The 16,266-nt window shown below is 71.0% G+C and carries 13 protein-coding genes; 8 read left to right on the forward strand and 5 right to left on the reverse strand.

Annotation, left to right across the window (positions count from 1 at the left end; genetic code table 11):
• The first annotated feature begins 10 nt into the window (after window positions 1-10).
• Window positions 11-670 (forward strand): MarR family winged helix-turn-helix transcriptional regulator, encoded by a 660-nt coding sequence (locus ACFYWM_RS21900; RefSeq protein WP_389917279.1) that lies wholly within the window; start codon window positions 11-13, stop codon window positions 668-670.
• A 222-nt stretch (window positions 671-892) separates the two neighbouring features.
• Here ACFYWM_RS21900 and ACFYWM_RS21905 read toward each other — a convergent pair whose 3' ends face one another.
• Both ACFYWM_RS21905 and ACFYWM_RS21910 read right to left on the reverse strand, forming a co-directional pair.
• Entirely contained in the window at window positions 893-2,182 is a 1,290-nt protein-coding gene (locus tag ACFYWM_RS21905) for a hypothetical protein (RefSeq protein WP_389917280.1), read from the reverse strand.
• 238 nt (window positions 2,183-2,420) lie between these two features.
• The gene (locus ACFYWM_RS21910; RefSeq protein ID WP_389917281.1) at window positions 2,421-3,587 is read right to left on the reverse strand and encodes a methyltransferase domain-containing protein; all 1,167 of its coding nucleotides are present in this window, start codon (window positions 3,585-3,587) and stop codon (window positions 2,421-2,423) included.
• Between the two features lie 243 nt (window positions 3,588-3,830).
• Here ACFYWM_RS21910 and groES point away from each other — a divergent pair, with 243 nt between their 5' ends.
• The 3 genes from groES to ACFYWM_RS21925 all read left to right on the forward strand — a co-directional run bounded on the left by groES (window position 3,831) and on the right by ACFYWM_RS21925 (window position 6,814).
• Entirely contained in the window at window positions 3,831-4,142 is a 312-nt protein-coding gene (gene groES, locus ACFYWM_RS21915; RefSeq protein WP_329090052.1) for a co-chaperone GroES, read from the forward strand.
• 91 nt (window positions 4,143-4,233) lie between these two features.
• Window positions 4,234-5,856 (forward strand): chaperonin GroEL, encoded by a 1,623-nt coding sequence (gene groL / locus ACFYWM_RS21920; protein WP_389917282.1) that lies wholly within the window; start codon window positions 4,234-4,236, stop codon window positions 5,854-5,856.
• Window positions 5,857-6,175: 319 nt separating this feature from the next.
• On the forward strand, window positions 6,176-6,814 hold the full coding sequence (locus ACFYWM_RS21925; RefSeq protein ID WP_329090055.1) for a sigma-70 family RNA polymerase sigma factor: 639 nt from the start codon (window positions 6,176-6,178) through the stop codon (window positions 6,812-6,814).
• 246 nt (window positions 6,815-7,060) lie between these two features.
• Here ACFYWM_RS21925 and ACFYWM_RS21930 read toward each other — a convergent pair whose 3' ends face one another.
• Window positions 7,061-7,438 (reverse strand): DUF5319 family protein, encoded by a 378-nt coding sequence (locus tag ACFYWM_RS21930; protein ID WP_326635634.1) that lies wholly within the window; start codon window positions 7,436-7,438, stop codon window positions 7,061-7,063.
• A gap of 78 nt (window positions 7,439-7,516) precedes the next feature.
• Window positions 7,517-8,554, reverse strand: a complete 1,038-nt coding sequence (locus ACFYWM_RS21935) for a LuxR C-terminal-related transcriptional regulator (protein ID WP_389917283.1) — start codon at window positions 8,552-8,554, stop codon at window positions 7,517-7,519.
• A gap of 494 nt (window positions 8,555-9,048) precedes the next feature.
• Between ACFYWM_RS21935 and guaB the strand changes: the two genes are divergently transcribed.
• The 3 genes from guaB (at window position 9,049) to ACFYWM_RS21950 (ending at window position 12,909) form a co-directional block, all read left to right on the forward strand.
• Complete coding sequence (guaB, locus tag ACFYWM_RS21940) at window positions 9,049-10,530, forward strand: IMP dehydrogenase (RefSeq protein ID WP_389917284.1); 1,482 nt, start codon at window positions 9,049-9,051, stop codon at window positions 10,528-10,530.
• 154 nt (window positions 10,531-10,684) lie between these two features.
• Entirely contained in the window at window positions 10,685-11,803 is a 1,119-nt protein-coding gene (locus ACFYWM_RS21945; RefSeq protein WP_389917285.1) for a GuaB3 family IMP dehydrogenase-related protein, read from the forward strand.
• A gap of 101 nt (window positions 11,804-11,904) precedes the next feature.
• Window positions 11,905-12,909, forward strand: a complete 1,005-nt coding sequence (locus ACFYWM_RS21950) for a hypothetical protein (RefSeq protein ID WP_389917286.1) — start codon at window positions 11,905-11,907, stop codon at window positions 12,907-12,909.
• Window positions 12,910-12,933: 24 nt separating this feature from the next.
• On the opposite strand, the gene nagA is transcribed toward ACFYWM_RS21950, so the two are convergent.
• Window positions 12,934-14,070 (reverse strand): N-acetylglucosamine-6-phosphate deacetylase, encoded by a 1,137-nt coding sequence (nagA, locus tag ACFYWM_RS21955; protein ID WP_389917287.1) that lies wholly within the window; start codon window positions 14,068-14,070, stop codon window positions 12,934-12,936.
• Between the two features lie 326 nt (window positions 14,071-14,396).
• Between nagA and ACFYWM_RS21960 the strand changes: the two genes are divergently transcribed.
• Window positions 14,397-16,127, forward strand: coding sequence for a glycerol-3-phosphate dehydrogenase/oxidase (locus tag ACFYWM_RS21960; RefSeq protein ID WP_389917288.1), 1,731 nt, complete (start codon window positions 14,397-14,399; stop codon window positions 16,125-16,127).
• The last annotated feature ends 139 nt before the right edge of the window (window positions 16,128-16,266 follow it).

The raw sequence follows: 16,266 nt of genomic DNA on the forward strand, positions 1-16,266 counted from the left end.
GGACCTGAACATGGCGGAGCCGCTGATCGACGAAGAGCGCGACGTGCCCGGGGGACGGGCGGCCCGCGAGGACGCCCCGGCCGGGCAGGCACCCGAGCGCGGGGCCGGGGACGCGGCCGAGGAAGGGATCGGAGACGCGGCCGGGGCGTGCGACACCGCCGCGGACCGCGGTGAGGCCGCCAAGGGGTGCGGCGAGTACGACAGCGACCTCAACTGCCTGATGGCCAACGCGACGCGCGGCCACCGTGTGGTGCTCGCCGGCCTTCTCGGGGAGATCGACCTCTATCCGGGCCAGGAGCGCGTGATGGGCGCCCTGTGGGACAACGGCCCCCAGTCGCAGAACAGCCTGGCGAGGATCGTCGGCATCGACGTGTCCACCATGACCAAGACCCTGCAGCGCCTGGAGCGCAGCGGGTTCGTCAGCCGCAGGCCCGACATGGCCAACCGGCGGATCAGCATCGTCGACGTCACGCCCAGGGGGCACGCGCTCCGCCCCGAGGTGGACCGGGTCCTCACCGAGATGCACCGCCGGATGACCCAGGGCCTGACGGCCCGGCAGACCGACGAGCTGCTGGCCCTGCTCTCCGTGGTCAGGAACAACCTGTGCCGCGAGGAGAGAGCCGTCAAAGGCGCCGGGAGCCACGAGGACGGCGCCGCGCGCACCGGCTGACGGCGGTCGTACGGGACCCGGACGGGTCGGGAGGCGTGACCGGGGGCGGTTCCACGGGCCCTGGGTGCGGGCCGGTGAGACGTGAACCCAGGGCGGTGCCGCGCGGGCCGGTTGACGGTGGTCGTGCGGGCCGGGCGTGACCCGGGGTAGGGGCGGCGTCGGCTGACGGCGGTCATGCGGGGGCGTGCGACCCGGGCTTGGCCCGGACGGGGCCCCCGGGAGTCAGTCCTTGTCGGCTCTGGTGGGGCGGAGCAGGGCCTCCGCCAGGGCCAGCATGGTCTCCTCCAGGGCGCCCAGGCGGCGGGTGAGGTCGGTGTGCGCGGGCTCCACGGTCTCGCTCAGCGCCTCGGAGAGCTGGTCGCGGTCGGGCAGGGCGCGGAGCGTCTCGGCCAGCGGGGCCAGCGCGGCCTCGGCCCGGATGACGCGCTCGTCCAGGGAGTCGAAGCGCTCGCGCTGCTCGTCGGTCTGGTCGCCGATGAGCGCGCCGACGCCCAGCACGGCGGGCAGGACCTCCAGGCGCTCGTCCAGGCTCTCCAGGCGCTCCGCGGACTTCTCCGCGTGCCCGTCCAGCGTGGACAGCCGGGAGTCGATGACGTCCATCCGGCCGGTGAGGCGGCCCTCGATGTCGTCGAGGCGCTCCTCGAGGGTGTCGAAGCGGCCACCGGCCGCCATGCGGTGGCCGTCCAGCCGGTCGATGCGGCTGTCGATGCGGTTCTCGACGGCGGCGGCGCGCTCGTCGATCCTGGGCACGACCAGGTCGACCCTGGCGCCCACCTGCTCCACCCTGCCGCTCACCAGGTCGACCTTGCCGTTGACCTGCTCGACGGCGGCGAGCATCCGGTCGGCGGCGGTGCCGACCGCCTGCTGGACGCTCGCCGCCAGGTCGAGCATCCCCGCCTCGACGCGCCCGGCGCGCTGGGAGAGGTCGGCCAGCGCCCTGTCCAGGCGGCTGAACCGGTGCGCCGCGATGCCCATGTCGGCCTGGAGCCTGCCGAGGTGCTCGGCCAGCTGCCGCACCTGCTCGTCGAGGCCCAGGGTGCCGTCGGAGATGGCCCGCAGGCGGGTGAGCGCCTCGTCCACGCTCTCGCCCACGGTGCCGAGGTCGGTCCACAGGCTCGGCAGCTCGCCGAGGGGGGTGACCCGGTCGCGGACGGTGTCGACCCGGCGGCCGAGGGAGTCGACCCGCTCGCCGACGGCGTCGACGTGGTCGCGCACCGCCTCGACGTGCTGGGCCAGGCCCTCGGCCCAGGAGGGCGGTTTGGCGGCGATGTCGTCCAGGCGCCCGTGGACGGACTCCAGCGTGCCGTTCAGCCCGCCGATCTCGCGCTCCCTGACCTCGCGCAGCAGCCACTCCATGCCCTCCAGGCGCTGCCGGATCTCGTCGAGCACCGCGCCCTGGGTCCGCTGCTCGTAGACGTGGTCCTGCGCCGCGCGGGCGAGGAGCTCGCGCATCCGGTCGGAGATGGCGGTCTGGCTGCCTGCCTGGAGCAGGGTGTGGTCGGAGTGATCCACCGAGAGCTCCTTCACTCGCCGACGCTCAGCCGCGCGGTTGGATTTGATGGGATTTGCCGATGAACGAGATGAAACCGCAGGTGAGAGAGAACTCCCGCCCGGCAACCTTAGCCCTTGGATCAAGGTTTTCCGGCGGCGAGATTAAAAGACAGGAATTGCCGGTTGGATGGAAGAATTGACTATTTTGGCTGGTCAACCAGGACTGATCCGGCCGGTTATGGGAGACCGGTCCGGCCGGTCAGCAGGGATCGCACACGAAAGCGAAAGGCCGGTCGCCGATTCGGGTGAGAATGACCACCGCGGATTCGTCACCGGAAAGCCGGAGCTCTTTCCTGAGGCGGTCGACGTCCACCGCGGAGCCCCGCTTCTTGATCGTCACATTCCCCGCGCCGCGCTCGCGGAGCACCGCGCGCAGACGCTTGAGCGAGAACGGCAGCGTCTCGTGGACCTCGTACCGTGAGGCCCACGGCGTCGCCACCGCGGCGTCGCCGGTGACGTAGGCGATCTGCGGGTCGAGCAGGCGCCCGCCGACCGACGCGGCGATCTCCGCGACCAGGTGGGCCCGGATCGCCGCGCCGTCCGGCTCGTAGATGTAGCGGCCGACGGGGCCGACAGGGGGGTCGCCGAGGGCGGGGTCGGGCGTCATCGTGGCGCCCGAGGGCAGGATCGTGGCCCGGCGCCCCGTCCCGCCCGCCAGCTCGCCGCACCAGATCACGGCCTCCTTGACGTCGCCCTTGTACGAGACCCACTCGGCCTCCGCGCCCTCGGGGACGAACTCGTACGGGATCCCGGGGGCGACCTTCAGGCAGGCGGCCCCGGCCTTGGCCACCATCTCCAGCACGGCGGGCCAGGGCGGCGAGTAGCCCATCGGGTCGAAGGTCCTGCCCCGGGCCGTACGGCGCGCGGGGTCGGCGAACAGGACGTCGAAGGCGGCCGGGTCGAGGGTGGAGGCGTCGGCGGCGCGGACCGAGACCCGGTCGCCGAGGCCCAGGGCGTCCGCGTTGGCCCGGGCGACCGCCGCGGTGAGCGGGTCGGTGTCGACGGCCTCCACCGAGCACCCGGCCCTGGCCAGGGCGAGGAGGTCGCCGCCGATGCCGCAGCAGACGTCGGCGACCCGCGAGCCCGCCGGGACGCGCCGGGCCCGGTGGTCGGCGACCTCCCGGCGGGTGGCCTGCTCCAGGCCGGTCCGGGTGAAGTACATGAGGTCGGCGTCGGCCCCGAACTTCTCCCGCGCGCGCAGCCGGAGCGTGGCCTGCGTGAGCGCCGCCGAGGTCAGGTCCGCGTCGTAGGTCCTTCTCAGCCTCGTCACGGCCGCCACCGGGTCGTCGCCGGCGACCCCGGCCGCCGCGTCCAGGGCCTCCTGGCCGCGTGGGGTCAGGAGTTCCAGGAATGCGTCGAGATTCACACCAGCCGACGCTACCGCCTCATCCGCAGGGCTTCGCGAGGGGCTTCCACCTGGCTTGACGTTCGCGTGAAGCGCAGAAGGGGTGCTTCGTGTTGACTGTCAAGGCCACCTTGCATACTGTTCCGTATTGGCACTCTCCCGGTGAGAGTGCCAAATACATGCGACGAGGCAGGTCTGACACCCGCGACGGCAGACCGCTGGTCGCCTCTTCTAGATCGTTCACATCTGAAGGGGAGGTCCGACGTGACGACCGCCACCAAGGTTCCCGTTAAGCCGCTCGGCGACCGCATTGTGGTCCAGCCGCTTGAGGCCGAGCAGACCACCGCTTCCGGTCTGGTCATCCCGGACACCGCCAAGGAGAAGCCGCAGGAGGGCAAGGTCCTCGCGGTGGGTCCCGGCAACTGGGATGAGGAAGGCGAGAAGCGCATTCCGCTCGACGTCAGCGAGGGCGACGTGGTCCTCTACAGCAAGTACGGCGGCACCGAGGTGAAGTACAACGGCGAGGAGTACCTCGTGCTCTCCGCCCGTGACGTGCTCGCCATCATCGAGAAGTAATTCTCAACTTCACAAAGATGACGTATCGAGCCCCGGGTCGCGACAGCGCCCGGGGCTTTGATGCGCCGACGTACTTATAGAGAGGATTGTCATGCCGAAGACCCTGTCGTTCGAGGAGGACGCGCGCCGAGCTCTCGAGCGCGGCGTGAACGCTCTCGCGGACGCGGTCAAGGTGACGCTGGGCCCGCGTGGCCGCAACGTCGTCATCGACAAGAAGTTCGGTGCGCCCACCATCACCAACGACGGTGTCACCATCGCCCGCGAGGTCGAGCTGGAGACGCCGTACGAGAACCTTGGCGCCCAGCTGGCCAAGGAAGTGGCGACCAAGACCAACGACGTCGCCGGTGACGGCACCACCACCGCGACCGTCCTGGCCCAGGCCATGGTCCGCGAGGGCCTGCGCAACGTGGCCGCCGGAGCGCAGCCGCTCTCCCTCAAGCGCGGCATCGACCTCGCGGCCAAGGCCGTCAGCGACCGGCTCATCGAGTCGGCCCGCCCGGTCGAGGACAAGAAGGAGATCGCGAACGTCGCGACGATCTCCGCGCAGGACGCCAGGATCGGCGAGCTGATCGCCGAGGCGTTCGACAAGGTGGGCAAGGACGGTGTCATCACCGTCGAAGAGTCCAACAGCATGGGCCTGGAGCTCGAGTTCACCGAGGGTCTCCAGTTCGACAAGGGTTACCTGTCGCCCTACATGGTGACCGACCAGGAGCGCATGGAAGCCATCCTGGAGGACCCCTACATCCTGATCACCCAGGGCAAGATCGCCTCGGTCTCCGACTTCCTTCCGCTGCTCGAGAAGATCGCGCAGACGAAGAAGGCCCTGCTGGTCATCGCCGAGGACGTCGAGGGCGAGGCCCTCGCGGTCCTCGTCACGAACAAGATCCGTGGCACCTTCACCTCCGTCGCCGTCAAGGCGCCGGGCTTCGGCGACCGCCGCAAGGCCATGCTGCAGGACATCGCCATCCTCACCGGTGGCCAGGTCGTCAGCGAGGAGATCGGCCTCAAGCTGGAGCACGTCGGCCTGGAGGTGCTGGGCACCGCCCGGCGCGTCGTCATCACCAAGGACTCCACCACCGTCGTCGACGGTGCCGGCGAGGCCTCGGCGATCGCCGACCGCGTCAAGGAGATCAAGCTCGCCATCGAGCAGTCCGACTCCGACTGGGACCGCGAGAAGCTCCAGGAGCGCCTCGCCAAGCTCTCCGGCGGCGTCTGCGTGCTCAAGGTCGGCGCGGCCACCGAGGTGGAGCTCAAGGAGAAGAAGCACCGCCTTGAGGACGCCATCTCGGCGACGCGCGCGGCGATCGAGGAGGGCATCGTCTCCGGCGGTGGCTCCGCGCTCATCCACGTCGCCAAGGTCCTCGACGACCTGGGCCTGACCGGTGACGAGGCGACCGGCGTCTCCATCGTCCGCAAGGCGCTCGTCGAGCCGGCCCGCTGGATCGCGGAGAACGCCGGCCTCGAGGGCTACGTCGTGACGTCGAAGGTCACCGAGCTGCCCGTCGGCCAGGGCTTCAACGCCGCCACCGGCGAGTACGGCGACCTGATCGGCCAGGGCGTCATCGACCCGGTCAAGGTCACCCGCTCGGCCGTCCAGAACGCCGCCTCCATCGCCGGCATGCTGCTGACGACCGAGGCCCTCGTGGTGGACAAGCCCGAGGAGGAGGCCCCGGCCGCCGCCGGCGGCGGTCACGGCCACGGTCACGGCCACTGATCGGCCACTGATCGGCCACTGATCGATCGCGGCCTCCGATCGGCCGCTGATCGAACAACGGTTCCGAACGGCTCGCGTCTCCCAGGAGGCGCGAGCCGTTCGCGTTTCGCGGTAAACCAAAAACGATCTCAGGCGTCACGCTGGACAGAAGACCAAACGCGGTTCTAACGAATAGCCGACGTATTTGGCAATCGAATGAAATATTTGCACATTCTGTAGTCGATGTCGTCACCGCTCGATTACGCCCCGTTATCTCCGCCTCAATGTGACCAATCCGTAGCCGTTTGCGATGACGACAGTCACTACCAGGGCGGGCATCATGCCTAACGTGACCGAGGGATGCGTCGCCGACGCCAAAAATGGGGTGAGGCTTGCGACGAGGTCTGATGGGGTCGCCCACAGGGATGATCTCAAGGATCTGACGAGCCTCGCCGTTCAGGGGGATCGCACCGCGATCGAATCTCTGATCGCGCAACTGCGGCCGATGGTCGTCCGATATTGCCGTGGTCGTCTGGGCCGGGTTTCCGGTCAGTATCACATCGCGGACGACGTGGCCCAGGAAGTATGCATAGCGGTGCTGTCCGCACTGCCCCGCTACCGTGACATGGGACGCCCGTTCGCGTCCTTCGTCTTCGGCATCGCGTCTCACAAGGTGGCCGACGCGCTGCGCAGCTCCGTACGATCCGCCGTGCCCACCCAGGACCTTCCTGACGGGCCCGACGAGGGTCCGGGGCCGGAGGAGACCGTGGTGCGTTACATCGAGGCCGAACACGCCCGCCGGCTGCTGTCGCGGCTGCCGGACAACCAGCGCGAGCTGCTCATGCTTCGAGTGGTGTCGGGCCTTTCCGCCGAGGAGACCGGTAATGTACTTGGCATGTCACCAGGTGCGGTTCGTGTGGCCCAGCACAGGGCGCTGGCCCGGCTACGAGCGATGGCGGAGCTGGAGTCGATAGCTTGACCGCGCAGCCGTCGAGCAGGGGGCGCGAGCGCAAGCCCGAACCGCGGGACGGGGCTCGCGACGACCCGGAGCGAGAACGATCATGACAACGGTTCACCCGCGACGTCCGGCTCGGAGATACGGGCCGGACGAGGACCCGGCGGTAGCCGAGACCGAGGAGCTCGTGGAGGCGCTCTCCGCCCGGAGGTCCGTCCCCACCTCGGACGCCGCGGTCGCCCTGCTGGCGGCCCTGACCGGCGACGTGGATCAGCGGTGTTCTTCGGTGTCGATCACGCCGTCCACGTAACCACGGGCGTACTCCCAGCTCACGTAGTCGGTGGGGTTGGGCTGGTAGGCGGGCTCGTGCACCTGGGGCTGGCCGTTCTCGATCATCTGGCGCAGGTTGCCGCGCAGCAGCTCCCAGTCGAAGTAGTGCTGCTCCCCGCACTCGGGACAGTCGAGCACCAGGCCGAGCACCCCCTGAGGCTCCAGCAGTGAGCGGAAGACCTCCACGTCGGCGAGGTCGGTCATGGCCTCGTCGCGCTCGTCCGTCGTCAGCGGCTCGGGATCGTCGGGATCGCCCAGCGCCGCCGCCGGGTCGTCGGGGTCATCCGCGAACGGGTCGCGAGGGACATCGTCGAGCACGATCCCACCTTATGGCCTGGATGTGACAGACAGGTTCCGAACTGCACGAGTAGGACGCTTCCGGGCGGCACGGGCAGGTCAGGGGCGCGGAACCGGCTCGGGGCCCCGGGCGAGCCAGCCCCGCCGGGAGGCCTCCACCCCCGCCTGGAACCGGGACTGCGCACCCAGCTCGGCCATGGCGTCGGCGAACCTGGCGCGCACCGTGCGGACCGAGACGCCCAGCTGGCGGGCGATCATCTCGTCGGACACCCCCTGGGCGGCCAGCCGCAGCACCCGGACCACCCCGTCGTCGCGGTGGGTCCAGGGCAGGCGGGCCCCGCGGGCCCACAGCTCCTCGAAGAGCGAGCTCAGCGCGGCCACCACGACCGGAGCCCTGACCAGGTGGAAGTTGTAGGCGTTCTCGGCGAGCGCGCCGCCCCACTGGGCGGGCATGCCCGCGGCGTCGTCGCCCGCGACGAGGAACCAGCTGGGCAGCGTGTCGAAGGTGCGCACCTCGGCCCCGGCCCGCTCGAACCGGTCCAGCTTGTCGCGCAGGCCGGGGATCTCCAGGGTGTGGACCGGGATGGCGAACCGGCAGGAGAGCAGTCCGTCGCGCTGGGCGTCGATCCACTGGTCGGCGTAGCGGTGCGCGAAGTCGCTCATCGTCCGCCGGTCGGGGATGCCCGACAGCAGTTTCAGCGGCGGGGCCTGGACGGCCATGCCGATCACGCTCTCGTACAGCTCGTCGGCGCCCCCGACCAGGTCCACGGAGAACTGGCCGGTCTGGTAGTCGCGCCCGGCGTCGTACTGGTGGATGAAGCCGCGGATCGAGCCGAGCACGGTGTCGATCCTGCGGCTCTCGGCGGCGAGCCGGTCCAGCCTCTCCGCGATCAGGTGGCCGAGGGCCGCGGCCGGGTGGCGGGCGAGGTACTCGCCCCCCTGCTCGTCGACGACGCCCAGCCGCACCAGGGTGGCCAGCTCGCGGGCGAGCGGCTCGGGCGAGCGGTTGGTGGCCTGGGCCAGATCGGCGCAGGTGGCGCGGTGCAGGCGCAGGACCGCGTTGTAGAGGACCGTCTGGGCCGGGGTGAGCCCCAGCGTCTCCAGCGGGTCGGGAAGGGTGGGGGTGTGGGTACTCATCAGCGAGGGACTCCTGCACGTGACACGAGATCTGGCGAGGATAACCCGGCGAATCATCCCTGTCCGGGCGTTGCTCCTACTCGCATGCCGCCGTGTGCAGCTTCGTGCAATTGCACGTTTGACCATTGCGAGACGAACGCATCGTGACGCACTCTTGACGCAGCGTCGGCAGAAGGCGCGGATCACGCCGCCAGCCGGATGCGGAGGGGGGTTCGGTTGGCGTCACGGCATCTCCGCGCCGATGCCGGTGATCCGGAGGACCGAGCGGGTCACCGACCGCTCGGTCCTCCGCTTTTCCCCCTTCTCCCCGGGCCCTCGGGGGCCCGTCTTCCCCCCGGGCTCCCCGGGGCCCGCCTGTCCGCGGGGAAGCCCAGGAGGACCTTTGCGTCCCGGATTTCCCCCGGGTCCACCGGGTTTGGCGCCAGACTCTAAACTGTGACCCGGGGGTCGGCGCCTTTCCCCGTCATGAGAGCGCCGCGGCAGGAGGGTTGCAGATGGCCAAGTTCACCGAGCCGGGGCTCACGTTCGACGACGTGCTCCTCGTTCCCGCGTATTCGGACCTGCAGCCGGGGCAGGCCGACACCACCACGCGGCTGTCGCGCGGCATCACCCTGCGGATCCCGCTGGTCTCCGCGGCGATGGACACGGTGACCGAGGCCCGCATGGCGGTGGCGATGGCGCGCCAGGGCGGCATCGGCGTCCTGCACCGCAACCTGTCGATCGAGGACCAGGCCCAGCAGGCCGACCTCGTCAAGCGCTCCGAGGCCGGGATGGTCACCAACCCGGTCACCTGCTCCCCGGACGACACGCTGGCCGACGTCGAGCGCCTGTGCGCGACGTACCGGATCTCCGGCGTCCCGGTGACCGACGAGACCGGCGTGCTGGTCGGCATCGTCACCAACCGCGACATGCGCTTCGAGACCGACCACAACCGTCCGGTACGCGACGTCATGACCCCGATGCCGCTGGTCACCGCGCCGGTCGGGGTGTCCACCGACGACGCGTTCGCCCTGCTCAAGCAGAACAAGATCGAGAAGCTCCCGCTGGTCGACGCCGGGGGGCGGCTGCGCGGGCTCATCACGGTCAAGGACTTCACCAAGAGCGAGCAGTACCCCCTCGCCACCAAGGACGCCGACGGCCGGCTCGTCGTGGGGGCGGCCGTCGGCGTCGGCGGCGACGCCGAGAAGCGGGCGATCGCGCTGATCGAGGCCGGGGTCGACGTGATCGTGGTGGACGTCGCGCACGGCCACTCCAAGGGCCTCGCCGACATGATCGCCAAGATCAAGTCCAACAGCCGGGTCGACGTGATCGGCGGCAACATCGCCACCCGCGCGGGCGCCCAGATGCTGGTCGACGCCGGGGTCGACGCGGTCAAGGTCGGAGTCGGGCCCGGCTCCATCTGCACCACCCGCGTGGTCGCCGGTGTCGGCGCCCCGCAGGTGACGGCGATCCACGAGGCCTCGCTCGCCGCCGGTCCGGCCGGGGTCCCGGTGATCGGCGACGGCGGCCTGCAGTACTCGGGCGACATCGTCAAGGCCATCGCGGCCGGGGCCGACACGGTCATGCTCGGCTCCCTGCTGGCGGGCTGCGAGGAGTCCCCGGGTGAGCTGATCTTCATCAACGGCAAGCAGTTCAAGTCGTACCGGGGCATGGGCTCGCTCGGCGCGGTCCGCAACCGCGAGCGCGGCGGGGCCTCCTTCAGCAAGGACCGCTACGCCCAGGGCGACGTCGGCAACGAGGACAAGTTCATCCCCGAGGGCATCGAGGGGCAGGTCCCCTACCGCGGCCCGGTCGCCGCGGTGGCCCACCAGCTCATCGGCGGCCTGCGCCAGGGCATGTGGTACTCCGGGTGCCGTACGGTCGCCGACATGCACGTCCGGTGCGAGCTGATGCCGATCACGGCGGCCGGCCTCAAGGAGAGCCACCCGCACGACATCCAGATGACGGTCGAGGCCCCCAACTACCACGGTCGTTAGAGCGGCCCGCGCCGGGCACGCGGCAGAACGTGGCGTGCGCCGTGCGCGCCCGGGACGCCGCGCGCACGGCCGTACCGCATGGAACGCGGCGTGCATGGCGCACGCACGGAACGCGGCGTGCGCTGTGCACGCACGGAACGGGAAAGACAGGCATATGACTCAGGTGGAGATCGGCCGCGGCAAGAACGGCCGTCGTGCCTACGCGCTCGACGAGATCGGCATCGTTCCGTCCCGTCGCACCCGCGACCCGGAGGAGGTCTCGATCGCCTGGCAGATCGACGCCTACCGCTTCGAGCTGCCCGTCGTGGTGAGCCCGATGGACAGCGTGGTCTCGCCGAGGACCGCGATCGAGGTCGGCAGGCTCGGCGGTCTCGCCGTGCTCGACCTCGAAGGGCTGTGGACCCGCTACGACGACCCGATGCCGCTGCTGGAGGAGGTCGCCGAGCTCAAGGGCGAGCCCGCCACGAAGCGGTTGCAGCAGATCTACGACGCGCCGATCAAGGAGGAGCTGATCGGCCGCCGCATCGAGGAGATCCGCGCCGCCGGGGTGGCGACGGCCGTCCGGCTCTCCCCGCAGCGCACGGTCCAGTACCACAAGGCCGTCATCGACGCGGGCGTAGACATCTTCGTGATCCGCGGCACCACGGTCTCCGCCGAGCACGTCTCCGGCAGGGCCGAGCCGCTCAACCTCAAGCAGTTCATCTACGAGCTCGACGTCCCCGTGGTCGTCGGGGGGTGCGCCACCTACACCGCGGCGCTGCACCTGATGCGGACCGGCGCGGCCGGGGTGCTCGTCGGCTTCGGCGGCGGCGCCTCGCACACCACCCGCACGGTGCTGGGCGTGGTGGTGCCGATGGCCACCGCGATCTCCGACGTGGCCGCGGCCCGCCGCGACTACATGGACGAGTCGGGCGGCCGGTACGTCCACGTCATCGCCGACGGCGGCATGGGCACCTCCGGCGACATCGCCAAGGCGATCGCGGTGGGCGCGGACGCGGTCATGGTCGGCTCGCCGCTGGCGAGGGCCGTCGAGGCTCCCGGCCGGGGCTTCCACTGGGGTTCGGAGGCGCAGCACCCCGAGCTGCCCAGGGGCAAGCGGGTCGAGTTCGGCACGGTCGGCACGCTGGAGCAGATCCTGCACGGCCCCTCCTCGGTGGCCGACGGCTCGATGAACCTGATGGGCGCGCTCAAGCGCACGATGGCCACCGCCGGATACTCCGATCTCAAGGAGTTCCAGCGGGTCGAGGTCGTCGTCGCCCCGCAGGTCAGCTGACGTTTCGAGGGGTGAGGGCCCACTCGGGTCCCTTCCCCGGGAGCTCCCGCGCCGGCGATAACCGAAATGACGTGCTCGAAGAAATCTGTGAGCATTCACACGTGCCAAATGATCGGGAGCTCCGGGTCGCCCTCAAGGAAGGGCCGTTCCATGTCGCGTTACGTGCCGCGGTGGAGACCCGCGGGCTGACCCTGAGCGGGCTCCGCCAGCATCTCGGGGAACGCGGCCTCCGGGTCGGGATGACGAGCCTGAGCTACTGGCAACAGGGTCTGCGCCGTCCTGAGCGCCCCGAGTCGCTGCGTGCCGTACGCGCCCTGGAGGAGATCCTCGTCCTGCCGCCGCGCTCCCTGATGGCCCTTCTCGGCCCGCCCCGGCCGCGCGGGCGGGACGCGGGGAAGCCGCCGGTGGGCGCCCTGCCCTACTCCGCGATCATGGAATCCTCCCGGACGCTGTCGGCGATGATCCACGATCTGGACGGGGTGGCCGACGACCGGCGCCTGCACATCGCCGGGATGTACGAGACGCTGCAGATCGGCCCCGACCGCAGCACCGTGCGGCGCGAGACGCTCCAGGTGGTGCAGGCGCACGAGGAGGCCACCGACCGCTACCTCATGGTCTACCGGGGCGACCTGGGATGCGACGTGGAGCGCGTGCGCGTCCGGGCCCTGGAGGACTGCCGGGTCGGCCGGGTCCGCCGCGACCGCCCGACCGCCCTGGTCGTGGCGGAGCTTTTGTTCGACAAGGTGCTGCGGCCCGGCGAGACGCAGATCATCCGCTACGAGCTGGCCGACCCGAGCGGCGTGGAGACCGTCGAGTACGAGCGGGGCTTCCGGCACCCGGCCGGGCAGTACGTGCTCCGGGTGAACTTCACGGCGGAGGCCCTGCCGGTGCGCGTCCAGCGGTTCGCCCGGCACGGCTCCGGTACCGGCTCCGATCCCGGCCCTGGCCTCGGCTCCGGCCCTGGTCCCGGCCCTGGTCCCGGCTCCGGCTCCGGCTTCGGGGAAGAGGAACTCGGCGAGCTCTCCCTCAACGCCCACAACGCCGTGCACCTGGTGGCCGGGTCGCTGGAACCCGGCCTGGTCGGCATCCGCTGGGACTGGGACTGACCCGCCCGCGCCCGTTTCGGGGGCTCAGCGGGGCTCGGTGATCCAGGTGCCCCCGCGCATGACGCCGGAGACCTCCAGGTCGTCGGTGAGCACCACCAGGTCGGCCCGCTTGCCGACCGCGACGGACCCCAGGCGGTCGGCGAGACCGAGGACCCGCGCGGGGGTGAGGGAGGCGATCTCGGACGCCTCGGAGAGCGACAGGCCCACCTCGCGCACCGCGCGCCGGAAGGCGACGTCCATGGTGAGGGTGCTGCCCGCGATGCTGCCGCCCTCGGCGAGCCGGGCCACCCCGTCCACGACGTTCACGGTCATCGGGCCGAGCCCGTAGACGCCGTCGCCGGCGCCCGCCGCCGACATGGCGTCGGTGATCAGCGCGGTCCTGCCGGGGCCCGCGACCTCGAAGGCCAGGCGCGTCATCGCCGGGTGCAGGTGCACGCCGTCGTTGATCAGCTCGACCGTGACGCGCTCGTCCTGGAGCAGCGCGGCGATCGGCCCGGGGTCGCGGTGGTGCAGCGGCGGCATCGCGTTGTAGAGGTGGGTGGCGACGCTGCCGCCCGCCTCGATGCCGGAGATCGTCTGCTCGTAGGTGGCGTCGCTGTGGCCGAGGGCGGCGATCACGCCGTTGGCCGTCGCCTCCCGTACGGTGTCCAGCGCGCCGGGCAGCTCGGCGGCGATGGTGATCATCCGCACGTGGCCGCGCCCGGCCTTGAGCAGCCCGGAGAGCTCCCCGGGCGAGGGGTCGCGCAGCAGCGCCGGGTTGTGCGCCCCGCACCGGGCGGCGGAGATGTAGGGGCCCTCGAAGTGGATCCCGGCCAGCAGGCCGTCCTCGCACAGGTCGGCGAGGGAGGAGGCGGCCCTGGCCAGGTCGTCCGGGGACGCGGTGACCAGGCTGGCCATGAGCGTGGTGGTGCCGTGGCGGGCGTGCAGGTCGACGGCCCGGCTCGCCTGGTCCGGGTCGCCGGTGGGGAAGGAGCCGCCCGCCCCGCCGTGGTTGTGGATGTCGACGAAACCCGGTACGACGTACCGGCCGGCGAGACCGAGCCCGGCGCCGGGGGCCGAGCCCTGGCCCACGTGGGTGATGCGGCCGTCTTCGATGGTGAGCCAGCCTTCGTGGACACCTTCGGGGGTCACGACGCGGGCGTCGGCGAGTGTGATGCTCATGCTCCCCATCCTCGCGGGTCACCGGGAGAACCGGCTCCCGGCACTCCCGTGACCGGGATCTCACATGAGAATCCTGGATCTTGTAGTGGGGGCGTTGCCGAGAACCCGGACGGGCCGTTCCCCGGTCTCTCGCCCTTCCCCGGCGAGGGGTTCCCGTGGATTGCCCCTCCTTTGGCCTCCCGTTGTCTTCCCGCTGTTCACGGGGGTATGGCGTGAATCACCGTCGCCGTTTCCTACCGGTCGGTAATGGTGCCTAGGGTAGATGGGTAGATACCTCACGTAAGGCGACAAGCCGCACCCCAGGGGGTTGCACAATGACGGCGCGAATGGGCACCGGACGGCTCGGTCCTGCCGAGCGGTCCGCCGCACTGGCGCAGATGAGCGCCGAGGAACTCGACGTGGTGGTGATCGGAGGCGGGGTCGTCGGAGCGGGAGTCGCGCTGGACGCGGCGACCCGAGGCTTGTCGGTCGGGCTGCTGGAGGCGCGGGACTTCGCCTCGGGGACCTCCTCCAGGTCGTCCAAACTGATCCACGGCGGCCTGCGCTACCTGGAACAGCTCAACTTCGATCTGGTCAGGGAGGCGCTCCAGGAGCGGGCCCTGCTGCTGCAGCGGATCGCCCCGCACCTGGTGCGGCCGGTGCCCTTCCTGTTCCCGCTGACGCATTACGGCTGGGAGCGGCCCTACGTCGGCGCGGGACTGGTGCTGTACGACACGATGGGCTTCTCCACCGGCCTCGCCCGGGGAGTGCCCGGCCACCGGCACCTGTCGCGCAAGAGGGCGTTGCGGCTCGCGCCCGCGCTGCGCAAGACGGCGTTCTCCGGCGCGGTGCAGTACTGGGACGCCCAGGTCGACGACGCCCGCCACGTGATGACCACCCTGCGGACGGCGGCCATGTACGGGGCCAACGTCGCCTCGCGGGCGCAGGTGGTGGGTTTCCTGCGCGAGGGGGAGCGGGTCACCGGGGTCCGGGTGCGGGACCTGGAGGGGGGCAGGGAGCTGGAGGTACGGGCCCGCCAGGTGGTCAACGCCACCGGGGTGTGGACGGACGACGTCCAGGAGATGGTCGGCGGGCGCGGGCAGATCCATGTACGCGCCTCCAAGGGGATCCACTTGGTGGTGCCGCGCGACCGGATCCACTCCCTCACCGGGATCATCCTGCGCACCGAGAAGTCGGTGCTCTTCGTCATCCCCTGGGGCCGTCACTGGATCATCGGCACCACCGACACCGCCTGGAAGCTGGACCGGGCCCATCCGGCGGCCTCCCGGTCGGACATCGACTACGTCCTCGACCACGTGAACGAGGTGCTCTCGGTCCCGCTCACCCGCGAGGACGTCGAGGGCGTCTACGCCGGGCTGCGCCCGCTGCTGTCGGGGGAGTCGGAGGAGACGTCCAAGCTCTCCCGCGAGCACGTGGTGGCCCATCCGGTTCCGGGGCTGGTCATGGTGGCCGGGGGAAAATACACGACATATCGTGTTATGGCGAAGGATGCGGTCGACGCCGTGGCGCACGGCCTGGACCAGCGGGTCCCGCCCTCCTGCACCGACCGGGTCCCGCTGGTCGGGGCCGAGGGCTACCAGGCGATGTGGAACTCCCGGCAGCGGCTGGCCCAGTCCTCCGGGCTGCACGTGGCCAGGATCGAGCACCTGCTCCAGCGGTACGGGTCGATGATCGACGAGGTGCTGGCGCTGATCGAGCGGGACCCGTCGCTGGCCAAGCCGCTGACGGGGGCCGACGACTACCTCCGGGCCGAGGTGGTCTACGCGGCGACCCACGAGGGCGCCCGGCACGTGAACGACGTGCTGACCCGGCGTACGCACATCTCGATCGAGACCTTCCACCGGGGCCTGGGCGTGGTCGAGGAGACGGCCCGGCTGCTCGCCGAGCCGCTGGGCTGGGACGCCGAGCAGGTCAAGCGCGAGGTGGAGTACTACACCAAGCGCGTGGAGTCCGAGCGGCTCTCCCAGGAGCAGGACACCGACCAGGAGGCCGACGCCATCCGCCTCGGCGCCCCGGAGATCGTTCCGGTGGCCAGTCCCGAGACGAACCCGGTCTAGCCGGCCCGTCGGCCCGGTCTCGCGCCGGGTCTGCCGGTCGGCGCAGCCGGGCGCCCGGCTGCGCCGGGCCGGACACGGAAAGTCCCCGGGTCCCGAGAAACTCGGGACCCGGGGACTCCTCCGGAGGGACTGACGGGGC

This window comes from Streptosporangium sp. NPDC002721 (assembly GCF_042888905.1).
Classification (GTDB): Bacteria; Actinomycetota; Actinomycetes; order Streptosporangiales; family Streptosporangiaceae; genus Streptosporangium.

Excerpts from the sequence above, each read along its gene's own strand:
- ACFYWM_RS21945 (WP_389917285.1), top strand. The coding sequence starts at position 10,685 with ATGACTCAGGTGGAGATCGGCCGCGGCAAGAACGGCCGTCGTGCCTAC.
- groL (WP_389917282.1), top strand. The coding sequence starts at position 4,234 with ATGCCGAAGACCCTGTCGTTCGAGGAGGACGCGCGCCGAGCTCTCGAG.
- guaB (WP_389917284.1), top strand. The coding sequence starts at position 9,049 with ATGGCCAAGTTCACCGAGCCGGGGCTCACGTTCGACGACGTGCTCCTC.
- ACFYWM_RS21960 (WP_389917288.1), top strand. The coding sequence starts at position 14,397 with ATGGGCACCGGACGGCTCGGTCCTGCCGAGCGGTCCGCCGCACTGGCG.
- ACFYWM_RS21900 (WP_389917279.1), top strand. The coding sequence starts at position 11 with ATGGCGGAGCCGCTGATCGACGAAGAGCGCGACGTGCCCGGGGGACGG.
- ACFYWM_RS21925 (WP_329090055.1), top strand. The coding sequence starts at position 6,176 with ATGCCTAACGTGACCGAGGGATGCGTCGCCGACGCCAAAAATGGGGTG.
- ACFYWM_RS21935 (WP_389917283.1), bottom strand. The coding sequence starts at position 8,554 with ATGAGTACCCACACCCCCACCCTTCCCGACCCGCTGGAGACGCTGGGG.
- nagA (WP_389917287.1), bottom strand. The coding sequence starts at position 14,070 with ATGAGCATCACACTCGCCGACGCCCGCGTCGTGACCCCCGAAGGTGTC.